This is a genomic window from Candidatus Eisenbacteria bacterium, from assembly GCA_020847735.1.
In the GTDB taxonomy this organism is placed as follows: Bacteria; Eisenbacteria; RBG-16-71-46; order RBG-16-71-46; family RBG-16-71-46; genus CAIXRL01.
In genome coordinates this window covers 52,634-65,059 of record JADLBL010000008.1, presented here as the reverse complement: position 1 = coordinate 65,059, position 12,426 = coordinate 52,634, and the positions used below count along the sequence as shown (strand labels likewise).

At 66.5% G+C, this 12,426-nt stretch carries 8 protein-coding genes; all 8 read left to right on the top strand.

The genetic code is table 11. The features are described from left to right. Nucleotides 1-42 precede the first annotated feature (42 nt). The gene (locus IT347_03925; GenBank protein ID MCC6348726.1) at nt 43-2,442 is read left to right on the top strand and encodes a heavy metal translocating P-type ATPase; all 2,400 of its coding nucleotides are present in this window, start codon (nt 43-45) and stop codon (nt 2,440-2,442) included. Nucleotides 2,443-2,724: 282 nt separating this feature from the next. Next, nucleotides 2,725-3,144, top strand: a complete 420-nt coding sequence (locus tag IT347_03920) for a hypothetical protein (protein ID MCC6348725.1) — start codon at nt 2,725-2,727, stop codon at nt 3,142-3,144. 183 nt (nt 3,145-3,327) lie between these two features. Continuing rightward, nucleotides 3,328-3,678, top strand: coding sequence for a cupredoxin domain-containing protein (locus IT347_03915; GenBank protein MCC6348724.1), 351 nt, complete (start codon nt 3,328-3,330; stop codon nt 3,676-3,678). A 10-nt stretch (nt 3,679-3,688) separates the two neighbouring features. Next, nucleotides 3,689-5,143 carry a TolC family protein gene (locus tag IT347_03910; GenBank protein MCC6348723.1) on the top strand — a complete coding sequence of 485 codons (1,455 nt, stop codon included), beginning with the start codon at nt 3,689-3,691 and terminating at the stop codon, nt 5,141-5,143. Between the two features lie 82 nt (nt 5,144-5,225). Next, entirely contained in the window at nt 5,226-6,629 is a 1,404-nt protein-coding gene (locus IT347_03905) for an efflux RND transporter periplasmic adaptor subunit (protein MCC6348722.1), read from the top strand. Further along, on the top strand, nt 6,626-9,967 hold the full coding sequence (locus IT347_03900; protein ID MCC6348721.1) for an efflux RND transporter permease subunit: 3,342 nt from the start codon (nt 6,626-6,628) through the stop codon (nt 9,965-9,967). The genes IT347_03905 and IT347_03900 overlap by 4 nt, the downstream gene beginning before the upstream one ends. 106 nt (nt 9,968-10,073) lie before the next feature. Continuing rightward, entirely contained in the window at nt 10,074-10,577 is a 504-nt protein-coding gene (locus tag IT347_03895; GenBank protein MCC6348720.1) for a hypothetical protein, read from the top strand. 71 nt (nt 10,578-10,648) lie between these two features. Continuing rightward, nucleotides 10,649-12,385 (top strand): HAMP domain-containing histidine kinase, encoded by a 1,737-nt coding sequence (locus tag IT347_03890; protein MCC6348719.1) that lies wholly within the window; start codon nt 10,649-10,651, stop codon nt 12,383-12,385. Nucleotides 12,386-12,426: the final 41 nt, after the last annotated feature.

Sequence of the window (12,426 nt, the reverse complement as noted above, 5' to 3'; positions counted from 1 at the left end):
GACGCTCTGGCGGTGAACACCTCTCGTGACCCCGTGTGCGGGATGCAGGTCAAGGGGACGTCGCCTCACCGGCACGTTCACACGGGAGTGGAGTACCGATTCTGCAGCGCGGGCTGCCTGGCGAAGTTCCGTGCGGAGCCGGAGCGCTACCTCGCGAAGCCCGAGCCGGCTTTGCACGCCTCCGCGACTCATCCCGCTGCGCCGACTGGGTCCGCCGCGATATACACCTGTCCCATGCACCCGGAGGTGCGGCAGGCCGGTCCCGGCACGTGCCCGAGGTGCGGGATGGCGCTGGAGCCCGTTGAGCCGGCCGCCGCGACCACCAGGACCGAGTGGGTGTGCCCGATGCATCCGGAGATCGTGCGCGACGCCCCCGGTGCATGCCCGATCTGCGGGATGGCCCTCGAACCGAGAACGGTGTCGCTCGAGGAAGCCGAGAACCCAGAGCTCGCCGACATGACGAAGCGGTTCTGGGTGGGCGCTGCCCTCACGGTGCCGCTGCTCATCGTCGCGATGGGAGACATGCTGCCGGGGCGCCCCGTCGAACGTCTGATCGGAACGACAGTCTCCTCCTGGCTTCAGCTCGTGCTCGCCACGCCCGTCGTGCTCTGGGCGGGATGGCCATTCTTCGTTCGCGGGTGGCAGTCGATCCCGAATCGCAGTCCGAACATGTTCACGCTGATCGCCCTGGGCGTCTCCATGGCGTTCGGGGAGAGCGTGCTGGCAACGGTCGCGCCGCAGGTGTTCCCGAACGCGTTCCGGGAGCATGGTGGCCGGGTCGCCGCGTACTTCGAGGCCGCCGCGGTGATCGTCACGCTCGTGCTGCTCGGTCAGGTGCTCGAGCTGCGCGCGAGGAGCCGGACGAGTTCGGCGATCCGCGCCCTGCTCGGCCTCGCACCGAAGACTGCTCGCCGAATCAAGGCCGATGGCACCGAGGAGGACGTTCCTCTCGACAGGGTCGTCGTGGGTGACCGACTCCGCGTGCGGCCGGGGGAGAAGGTCCCAGTGGATGGCCTGGTCGTCGAGGGCCAGAGCGCGGTGGATGAATCGATGGTGTCGGGCGAGCCGATCCCGTCCGAGAAGGTCCGCGGCTCTCGCGTCATCGGTGCGACGGTCAACGGAACCGGCTCACTGGTCATGCAGGCGGAGCGCGTCGGAGCCGAAACGCTGCTCGCCCGCATCGTCCAGATGGTCGCGCAGGCGCAGCGCAGCCGCGCCCCGATCCAGAAGCTGGCCGACCGTGTGTCCGCGGTCTTCGTGCCCGCCGTGGTGATTGTCGCGGCGATCACGTTCATCGTCTGGGCCATCGTGGGCCCCGAGCCGCGCATGGCCTACGCCACGCTCAACGCCATCGGCGTGCTGATCATCGCCTGCCCGTGCGCCCTGGGGCTGGCCACGCCCGTGTCCATCATGGTGGCCACCGGCCGCGGGGCCACGATGGGCGTGCTGTTCAGGAACGCCGAAGCGATCGAGGTGTTGCGTACCGTCGATACACTCGTCGTGGACAAGACCGGCACGCTCACCGAGGGCAAGCCGCGGCTTGTCAGCGTGGTCCCGATCGCTCCCTGGGCCGAGACCGACGTGCTGCGGCTCGCCGCGAGCCTGGAGCGGGCCAGCGAGCACCCCCTCGCCGCCGCGATCGTCGCCGGCGCCGAGGAACGGGCCATCGCACTCGCCAACGCCACCGGTTTCGCGTCACGGACCGGGATGGGCGTGTCGGGCGAGGTCGAGGGACATGCCGTGCAACTGGGGAACGCCGCGCTGCTGAGCGAAGCCCAAGTCGAGCCCGGCGCGACGGGCACGCGGGCCGAGGAACTCCGCCTATCGGGGCAGACCGTGATGTACGCCGTCGTGGACGGGGCGCTCGCGGGGTTGATCGGTGTCGCCGACCCCATCAAGTCCACCACGGCGGATGCCATCCGTCAGTTGCATGGGGAGGGGTTGCGCCTCGTGATGCTGACCGGAGACAGCGAGACCACGGCGAGGGCGGTCGCAAGGCAACTCGGTATCGACGACGTCCTCGCCGGTGTCCTGCCCGACCAGAAGGCGTCGAAGATCAAGGAACTGCAGGCTGACGGCCGGGTCGTAGCCATGGCCGGCGACGGGATCAACGATGCCCCCGCGCTCTCGCAGGCACAGGTCGGCATCGCGATGGGGACCGGGGCGGATATCGCGATGGAGAGCGCGGGCGTCACCCTGGTCAAGGGTGACCTGCGGGGCATCGTGCGTGCGCGGCGCCTGAGTCGGGCGACGATGGGCAACATCCGCCAGAACCTGTTCTTCGCGTTCGTGTACAACGTCCTCGGCGTGCCCATCGCGGCCGGCGTGCTCTATCCGACGTTCGGCTGGCTGCTCAGTCCGATCATCGCAGCGGCCGCCATGAGCCTCAGTTCGGTCTCGGTGATCGGCAATGCACTCCGGCTGCGAACGAAGGGGCTCTGACATGGGAGCTCGCGGGTTCGTGTTGCCGAACGATACCTGCCAGTTGTGGTGGAGTGCCCGTCAGTGTGTCAGGTTGGGTTCAGAGTTGAGAGGCCGGCAATCGTCATCCGGGATGTGGCGCAACGCGTTTGAGGTTAGCGCACTATCCCCACCAGATTGTCTGGTGGTGAGGGGCGAATCGGGCAGCGGCCCGAATCTTGCCCTTGCAATCGGCGGGGTTGAGCTACCATGCGTGTCGGCAGAGTTGCCGGCCGTTGCGGGCTCCCCCGGACGGAGATGCCGATGAAGCGTCTGTCGATTCCAAATCTGGTGCTTGCCGCCGCGCTGGCGCTGCTGCTGCCGCTCGAGCAGTTGCACTGTGCGTGCCTGGGATCGGAGACGCGTTCGGCGCCCGTCGCTTCGCACGAAGAGCACGGGTGCTGCGATTCGCAGTCGTCCACCCCGGCTGATCACCAGTCGCATGATCAGCAGACACCGCACGGCTGCGTGTGCCCCGAGATGGCTCCGATCCTGGTGCCCGCTGCGGGTGTGGTTGTCCTTGACGCTTCGACGGTGGCGCCCCTCGCGGTGCTCGCCGTCCCCGCGGTCATCGCGCCGGTCTTGATCGTCTCGGAGACGATCCCTGCGCTCGATGTCGGGAGTTCTCCACTTCCGGATGACCCCGGCGCGCACGGCCTGCGCGCGCCGCCCGCCACCGCCTAGCTCGCCCAGACCGCCGTGTTGAGCACACGCATGCCCTGCGTGTGACGGCTCAACGTTCCAGTCGCGCCGGATCCTCGGCCCGTGGTGCGTCCCGGCAAGCCTGCGGCTCGAGCAGCGCCCCCCATCCCTGTTGTGATCGTTCGTTCGACCCTTTGGTCCATTGCGACCAGACAGGAGAAGTCCATGAAGATCCTTTTTGGCGTCTTGGCGGTCATGACGACCCTCGCTGCCCTCACCACTTCTGCGGGCGCTGCGACCACGACGCGGCAGGAGCGGCGGATCGTGGTCACAGTGACGAAGAACGGCTTCGAGCCGGCCTCCGTGCACCTGAAAGCGGGCCAGCCTGTGCGTCTCGTGGTCACCCGCACCGTCGAGCGCACTTGTGCGACCGACATCGTCGTCAGCGAGTTCGGGATCAAGCAGCCGCTGCCCCTCAACAAGCCGGTCGAAGTCCGCTTCACGCCGCGCAAGCCCGGCGCCATCCGCTACGCCTGCGCGATGGACATGGTCGCCGGCAGCCTGATCGTCGAGTAGCGAGGGGGCCATGGCGGGCATTCCACGTATCGGGCGGAAGCCGGCGTTCCGGCGCCTGCTTACGATCGCCCTCGGTTTCGCTCTCTCCCTCCAAGTCGTGCTCGTGCACTCCGTGAGCGCGGCCTCGGGCGGTGCGGAACTCGGACGGGACTCCGTGCTTGCGGGGCTGCTGCGTGACGCCCTCGCGAACCGGCCCGAACTGGCGCAGGCGCAGGCGACGGTGCAGGCGGATCAGGCCCGGGTTCCGCAGGCGCGTGCACTTCCCGACCCGGTACTTTCGCTCGGTGTCCAGAACGACGGATTCCAGGGCCTGCAGATCGGGACCATGGAGACGAGCTACTGGTCCATCGTCGGAGCGCAGACATTCCCCTGGTATGGCAAGCGCTCGCTCCGTGCGAAGACGCAGTCATTGGGAGCGAAGCAGTCCGAATCCGACCTCGAGCGGGCTCGTCTCTCGGTGCAGGCAGAGGTTGAGCGGGGTTACGTGGACCTGCTTCTCGTGCGCGACCAGATCCGGATCCTGGGTACGCTCGAAGCTCTCTGGATTCAAGCAGAAGGGCTCTCCAGATCACGCTACGAGACCGGGGAAGGGGCGCAGTCGGATGTCCTGCGCGCCCAGCTCGAGCGAACCCGGCTTCAGCAGCAGCGCTGGGCGCTCGTGGCGGAGGAGAGGCGTCGCCTTGCTGTATTGAACCGCTCGGTGGGGCACCCGCTGGATCAGGTGATTCCCACGGCCGTTTCCCTTGGGGAAGTCGCAGATCCTCCGCTGCCTGATTCGTTGAGCGCAACGGCCGACGCCGAGGCCCGCAGCCCGGAGTTGCACAGGGCGCTGCTCGCGGTCGAGCAGTCGGGCGCACTCGTGTCGCTCGCAAGGAAGGAGTACTACCCGGACCTGACCGTGAGCGGTGGCGTGATGCCGCGCGGCGGTGAGTTCGAGCCGATGTGGCAGGCGGGCGTGTCGGTGCCGCTGCCACTCTGGGCGGGCAGCAAGCAGTCCAATGCCGTGCGCGAGTATCGGCTGCGTGGTCAGGCGGCCGAGAGTAGCGCGGAGACCATCCGCCGGCTCGTGCGGCAGCGGCTGGAGGAACGTCGAGCAATGCTCACCGCGTTGCTCGAGACGAACCGCCTTTACCGCTCGGGCTTGTTGATCCAGTCGGACGCCACCGTGTCGAGCGCCATGGCGCAGTACACAGTCGGCAAAGTTCCGTTCGCCTCTGTGCTCGAAGCACTGAGCGGTTACCTGACCGACCTCGTCGGCTTCTACGAGTCTGTCGCCGCGGCCCAACGTATCGACATCGCCCAGCACGAAGTCAGCCTCGACCCGGTCTCGGGTCCGGCGCTCGGTGGCATAGGAGGCGCGTCCATGTCCGGCAGCAGTGGCATGGGTTCGGCTCCCACGCGTGCCGGCAGCGCACCCCCCGCGGCTGCCGCGGGATCCACCTCGTCGGCCATGCCGAAGATGTAGCCCGGAGGACATCGTGAACGACTGGAACAACGCATTCGAGGCCAAGGAAACCAGGACGGCGAGGCCGGCGTCGTCGCAGCCGATGGTGAAGCTCGTGGCCGTTGCGATCGTGCTGCTCGTCGCCGGAGTGATTCTGGGTGTGGGCGTGACCTGGATGGCGATGCAAAAGCACGGAGCGGCACCCGTCGGCACGTCGGCTTCCGTGGAGAAACCGCTCTACCAGTGCCCGATGCACCCCACGATCACGTCGGACCATCCGGGCGATTGTCCCATCTGCGGGATGAAGCTGGTCGAAGTGAAAGGACAGGCCAAAGAGGCGGCCGTCGCGGGCAAAGCCGAGCGCAAGATCCTCTTCTATCGCTCGCCCATGAATCCCAGCCAAACGTCGCCCACACCCCGCAAGGACGAGATGGGAATGGACTACGTCCCGGTCTACCAGGACGACGCGCAGGGCGGGGGGCCGTCGGTGGACGGGCTGGCCACCGTGACAATCGATCCGGCGCGGCAGCAACTGATCGGACTGCACGTTGCTCCCGTGACGCGCGGGTCGGTCTCGGGCAGTTGGGGCACCGTCGGGAGGGTCGAAGTCGACCCGACTCGGGTCCGCAAGACGAACATCAAGGTGGAGGGCTACATCGAGAAGATGTTCGTCGATTTCGTGGGAAGGCCGGTGCGCCGCGGCCAGCCGCTCTTCTCACTCTACAGCCCTTCGTTGCTCGCCGCCGAGAACGAGTATGTCCTCGCCCTGCAGACGCGGGACGCGTTGAACAAGGCAGGCTCGACAGATAACAGCGGCGCGGCGCTCGTGGAGGGGGCGCGGCGCAAGCTCGAGTTGTGGGACGTGCCGGCCGAGGAGATTCACCGGCTCGAACAGACGCGCACTCCGTCGCGGGCGCTGACGTTCGTATCGCCGATCAGCGGTGTCGTCACGGCCAAGAATGTGGTGCAGGGGGCCAGCGTCAACGTGGGTGACACGCCCTACGAGATCACCGACCTCAGCGAAGTCTGGGTCATGGCCGACGCCTACGAGAGCGATCTCGGATCGGTTCATGTCGGCATGCCTGCCGTCCTGACCGTCAAGACCTACCCGGGCCGCAGCTTCCGTGGAAACGTCGCCTTCATCGATCCGCTGCTCGACCCGGCAACGCGAACGGCAAAGGTCCACATGCACTTCGCGAATCGCGGGCTGGAGTTGAAGCCGGAGATGTATGGCGACGTCGTGCTCGAGGGCCGCGACCGCACGGGCCTGCGCGTCCCTGCGGATGCCGTGATCCGCTCCGGAACGAAGGACGTTGTCTTCATCGCGCTGGGCGAGGGCAAGTTCTCGCCCCGCGAAGTACAGCTCGGCGCGCGCAACGGCAGCGAGGTGGAGGTGAAGAGCGGGCTGAAGGCAGGGGAGCAGGTGGTGACGCGAGCCAACTTCCTCGTGGATTCCGAGTCACAGCTGCGTGCCTCCCTCGCGGCCATGACGGAGAAGAAGCCATGATCCAGAAGATCATCCGATTCTCCGCCGAGAACCGCTACCTGGTCATCGCCGCGACGCTGGTGGCGCTGGTGATCTCGGTGTGGACGATGAAGAACATCCCGCTCGACGCGTTGCCGGACCTCTCCGACACCCAGGTGATCGTCTACTCACGCTGGGACCGCAGCCCGGACATCATCGAGGACCAGGTCACCTATCCGATCATCACCTCGCTGCTCGGTGCGCCGAAGGTCAAGGCCATCCGAGGCTTCTCGGACTTCGGCTACAGCTTCGTCTACGTCGTGTTCCAGGACGGGACGGACATCTACTGGGCCCGCACGCGCGTGCTCGAGTACCTCTCCAAGATCTCGTCGCGCCTCCCCGCGGGCGTGACGACCGAACTCGGACCCGACGCGACGAGCGTCGGATGGGTCTTCCAGTACGCGCTCGTCGACCGTTCCGGGCGGCACTCGACCGACGAGCTCCGTAGTTACCAGGACTGGTTCATGCGCTACGCGGTGCAGAGCGTGCCCGGCGTCTCCGAGGTGGCGACGGTCGGCGGTCAGGTACGCCAGTACCAGATCACCGTGAACCCCGCGAGCCTCGCGGCGTACGGGCTGCCACTCGACGCGGTAGTCACGGCCGTACGCAAGGGCAACAACGACGTGGGCGGGCGTCTCGTCGAGATCTCGGGCCGCGAGTACATGGTTCGCGGCCGCGGCTACGTGAAGTCGGTGAGCGACCTCGAGAAGCTCGTGCTCAAGACCGAGAAGGGCACGCCCATCCAGGTGAAGGACGTCGCCACGGTGGCGCTCGGGCCCGAGATGCGGCGCGGCATCGCCGACTACAACGGCGAAGGCGACGTGGTCGGCGGCATCGTTGTGATGCGGCAGGGCGAGAACGCCCTGAACGTCATCAAACGCGTCAAGGCGAAGCTCCAGGAGCTCAAGCCATCGCTTCCACCCGGCGTGGAGGTTGTGACCACCTACGACCGCTCCGAGCTCATCGGGCGTGCGATCCACACGGTGAAGAACAAGATCATCGAGGAAGTGGTCATCGTCTCCCTGGTCATCCTGCTCTTCCTCTGGCACATCCCTTCGGCCACGGTCCCCATCCTCACCATTCCCATCAGCGTCGCCCTGGCGTTCATCCCCATGTACATGATGGGACTCAACGCGAACCTGTTGTCCATGGCGGGCATCGCCATCTCGATCGGCGTGCTGGTGGACGGCGCGATCATCGAGGTTGAGAACGCCTACAACAAGATCCATCACTGGCAAGCCGACGGGATGAAGGGCGACTTCCACGAAGTCCGGCTCTCGGCGTTACTCGAGGTGGGTCCGTCGGTCTTCTTCTCGCTGCTCGTCATCGCGGTTGCGTTCATGCCGGTCTTCACGCTGGTGGACCAGGAAGGCCGCCTGTTCAAGCCGCTGGCATACTCGAAGAACCTCGCGATGGCGATCGCGGCGGTGTTGGCGATCACCTTCAATCCCGCCACACGGATGCTCTTCGCGCGCATCGAGCCGTACACGTTCCGGCCGCGGTGGCTGTCGTGGCTCGCCACGCAGCTCCTGGTTGGCCGCTACTACTCGGAGGAGCGGCATCCCATCAGCCGGCTCCTGCACCGGATCTACGAGCGACCGTGCCGGTTCGTCGTCCGCCATGCGAAGGCGACGGTGATCGCCAGCCTGTTGCTCGTCGTCTCGACCGTACCCATCTACCTATCGCTCGGCTCCGAGTTCATGCCGCCGTTGCGCGAGGGCTCGCTGCTCTACATGCCCTCGGCTGTCCAGCCGGGCATGTCGGTCGCCGAGGCGCAGAAGGCGCTGCAGGTTCAGGACAAGCTCCTGCTCACGTTCCCGGAGGTCGCGACCATCTTCGGCAAGGCGGGTCGCGCGGATACGCCCACGGATCCGGCCCCCTTCTCGATGATGGAGACGACGATCCTGCTCAAGCCGGAATCCGAATGGCGCGAACAGCCCCGCTGGTATTCGAGCTGGGCGCCGGAATGGCTCAAGAAGGGCCTTCGGCCCTTCTGGCGGGACCGCATCACCGAGGAGCAACTGGTCGACGAGATGAACTCGGCACTCCAGCTCCCCGGCATCAGCAACGCGTGGACGATGCCCATCAAGGCGCGGCTCGACATGTTGTCGACCGGCATTCGCACGCCGGTCGGGATCAAAGTGAGTGGGGCGGATCTGCAGGTCATCCAGAAGACTGCAATCGAGATCGAGTCCGCCCTGCAAAAGGTTCCGGGAACCCGCAGCGTCTACGCCGAGCGCGTCGCAGGCGGCTACTTCGTCGACTTCGTGCTCGATCGCGATCATCTCTCGCGATACGGCCTCTCCGTGGACGACGCGAACATGATGGTCATGACCGCGGTGGGCGGGGACAATCAGACGACCACCGTCGAAGGGCGTGAGCGCTACGGCGTGAACGTTCGTTACGCGAGAGACTATCGCGAGGATCAGGAAGCCCTGAAGCGGGTGCTCCTGCCGCTCCCAAGCGGACGCGGGCAGATTCCCATGTCCGAAATCGCGGACGTGCGCCTGGTCGAAGGCCCGTCGATGATCCGCGACGAGAACGGGCTGCTCACAGGCTACGTCTATGTCGACTTCGACGTGTCCAAGACCGACGTCGGACGCTACGTCGAGCGCGCCAAGCAGGCCGTTGCGGCGAACGTGAAGCTGCCGACCGGCTATGCGGTCTCGTGGAGCGGGCAGTACGAGAACATGCTGCGCGTGAAGGAACGCATGAAGCTCGTCATTCCCCTCACGCTCCTGCTGATCTTCGGTCTGCTCTACATGAACACCAAATCGACGTTCAAGTCGAGCATCGTCATGCTCGCCGTGCCGTTCTCTCTGATTGGCGCTATCTGGCTGTTGTACCTGCTGCACTACAACATCTCCATCGCGGTCTGGGTCGGCATGATCGCGCTGGCGGGTCTCGATGCGGAGACGGGCGTGTTCATGCTGTTGTTCCTCGACCTGTCTCACGACGAAGCCAAGGCGCGCGGTCACCTGCACACCGCAGGCGATCTCGTCGAGGCGATCATCCACGGTGCCGTGAAGCGCGTCCGCCCGAAGGCCATGACCGTGGCGGCTGCGTTCATGGGCCTGCTGCCGATCATGTGGTCCACGGAGACCGGCTCGGACCTCATGAAGCGTATCGCCGCGCCGATGGTCGGGGGCCTCGTTACCTCGTTCCTGCTCGAACTGCTCGTCTATCCGGCGATCTACTACCTGTGGCGGCGAAAGGAAGTGAGCGACGGTCCCGCATCGCCGGGGTGGGCGCTGCTGGACGCGCACGCGAAGGGCACGGCCGCGGTGACGGGCCCTGCGGCGCCCGCGACGACGGTCTGAGCAGTCTGAAGAGTTGAAGGGTTCGAATCGGGTAGCTGACTCAACATGGTTCTCATGTGTCGCGGGCCGCCGGAGGGCGCGCCCACGCGAAGGAGGGAGAGTACCGATGCGAGTACCGAATCTTCGTTCAGTGGCGGCAGGGATCCTGGGTGCCTGGCTGGTGGTCGTGGTGGTGGGGCCGTCTCCGGCTCGCGCGCAGTGCGGAATGATGGGAGGTGGGGGCGGCGGGGGTCACAATCACGGCGCGATGCAGACGTCCCGTGCCCCGAAGCCGACAGCCTCCGAGAAGAAGCTGCGCAAGAGCATCGATCAAGTGCTCGCCGACGAGACCGGTCGAGCGCTTCTCGCCGACGCGCTGCTCGAAGACCAGGCCTTCATGGAGAGCCTGATCAAGCGGATGGCGGCGATTCCGGAATGGCGTGCGATGGCGTCGGGGCAGCTCGCGGCTCCGGCTCCCGCCGTGACGGGTGGGAACGGTTCGCCCGCTGTTCCCAGTGCCCCATTGGCCACCTACGTCTGTCCGATGCACGCCGACGTCACGGCTTCCACGCCCGGAGACTGTCCCAAATGCGGCATGGCCCTCGTGCGAAGGGACGCCCGGCGCGACTGAGGCCGGCAGCGTCGAGCCATCTAGTCCTTGGCGATTCTTCGGTTCGAGTCCGTCAGGAGGAGGGCTACCCAATGAAGCACGACATGGCGAATCTGGCGGAGCGGGTCTCTCCTTCCGCTCCACTCGAACATCGCAAAGTCGAGATCGTGGCGCTCTGTGCAGCCGCAGTCGCGTTGATCCTGGTGATGCACTACACGGCTGCGCTGCACCAGCTCGGCGTGCATGACGCGCTGCGGCGGCTCTTCTATCTGCCCGTCATCCTGGCCGCGATGGCGGCGGGTAGCAGGGGAGGGATCGGGATCGCGGCATTCGCCGTGATCGGCTACCTCCCGCACCTTCGGCAGCTCGCGCGAGCGGATTCGCGGGTGATGGATTCCGCCGTCGAACTCGTCCTTCTGCTCCTGATCGGCGGGCTCGTCGGCGGCTATGCCGACGCGAGCCGACGGGCGCGGGCGCAGGCGGCGGAGCAGGGCAGGCTCGCCGCCCTGGGCGAGACCGGCCTTGCGCTGATGGCGCAGACGGAGGGGCCGCTGGCTGCGATCGAGGGGCAGGCGGAGTCCCTGATTGCAGCGTTCGGGACCGGTGGCAGGAGCGGCGTCGTGTTCGCTGGTCAGGTGATCCGGGAGGAGGCCGCCCGGGCCCGGCATCTGCTCAACGATCTCGCCGAGATCGCGCGCATTTCGGAGCCGCGGCATGAGCGCGTCGATCTGACTCCGCTGCTGGAGCGAATCATCCGGGATGTCGCCGGCGCCCGGCAGGACGGGCAAAGGGCCATCCTGATCGATCACCCGAAATCCTGCGCCGTCGAAGCGGACCGGCGCGCGGTCGCGTTCAGCGTGCGCGCGCTGATCTTTGGATTGCTCGACAGCGTGCCACCACCGGGCTGGCTGGAGGTGAGAATCGCTGCGGCGGCCGGTACCGCGCCGACTGTCGAACTTGGGGTCTTCTCGCTGGGAGAGGCGTTGCCCGATCTCGAGGAGAGCCTCACGCGCGTGTTTGGTGCCGGCACGGGCGAGTACCGGTTCCGTCAGGTGCTCTGCATCCGATTACTTGCCTTGCTCGGTGCATCCGTTCGTTTTCAGCGCGTTTCACCCTGTCACAGCCGGATCATGATCGGATTCAGCGCAGCGCCGGCGAGGCTGCCCGTCGAAAACGGCGCCAACCCCGGTGGAAGCCAGAAGGAGAGGCACGTGAAGGGTCCGGCATTGGTGGTCGGGAGTCTTCTTGTCGTCGGGCTGATGGCGGTCACCGGCTGTGCCGCGGGGACCAAGCTCCGCGGAACGTGGCACGAGCCCGGGGCCGGGACGGAGCCCATCCGCCACGTGATGGTCATTCACGCGACGCGTACGGGCGACCCGAGGCGTGTCTTTGAGGATCGTTTCGCCGACGCCCTTAGAGACCGCGGGGTCGAGGGAGAGGCCAGCTACGCCATGGTTGGCGACAACCTGCTCGATAGCGCGAGGGTAGACATGGAGGTCCACAAGGGGCACTGCGACGGAATCCTCGTCACCAAGGTGATGGATGACGAGACCGTGCGGAGCTACTACCGGCCGGCTGGACAGTTTGCCTCCTCCCGCGGCCAGAGCTGGTCCCGCTATTCGCGCAATCAGACCCAGTTGATCGAAACCCGCGTCATCGACATGGAGACCCGTCTCTACCGCGTCTCGGACGGCAAGCTGCTCTGGTCCGGTCTAACGCGCTCGAGTTTCCCCAAGTCCGATACGCCGGAGAGACAGATCGACCCGATGGTGAAGCAGCTCGTGGCCTCGATGGAAAGGGCCGGCGTCGGCTTGGCAGTCCGGAAATAGGCAAAGCGCTCGGAGGCGTGAGTTGAAGCGTGTGGGGGCGG

Excerpts from the sequence above, each read along its gene's own strand:
- IT347_03925 (MCC6348726.1), top strand. The coding sequence starts at position 43 with ATGCAGGTCAAGGGGACGTCGCCTCACCGGCACGTTCACACGGGAGTG.
- IT347_03920 (MCC6348725.1), top strand. The coding sequence starts at position 2,725 with ATGAAGCGTCTGTCGATTCCAAATCTGGTGCTTGCCGCCGCGCTGGCG.
- IT347_03915 (MCC6348724.1), top strand. The coding sequence starts at position 3,328 with ATGAAGATCCTTTTTGGCGTCTTGGCGGTCATGACGACCCTCGCTGCC.
- IT347_03910 (MCC6348723.1), top strand. The coding sequence starts at position 3,689 with ATGGCGGGCATTCCACGTATCGGGCGGAAGCCGGCGTTCCGGCGCCTG.
- IT347_03905 (MCC6348722.1), top strand. The coding sequence starts at position 5,226 with ATGGTGAAGCTCGTGGCCGTTGCGATCGTGCTGCTCGTCGCCGGAGTG.
- IT347_03900 (MCC6348721.1), top strand. The coding sequence starts at position 6,626 with ATGATCCAGAAGATCATCCGATTCTCCGCCGAGAACCGCTACCTGGTC.
- IT347_03895 (MCC6348720.1), top strand. The coding sequence starts at position 10,074 with ATGCGAGTACCGAATCTTCGTTCAGTGGCGGCAGGGATCCTGGGTGCC.
- IT347_03890 (MCC6348719.1), top strand. The coding sequence starts at position 10,649 with ATGAAGCACGACATGGCGAATCTGGCGGAGCGGGTCTCTCCTTCCGCT.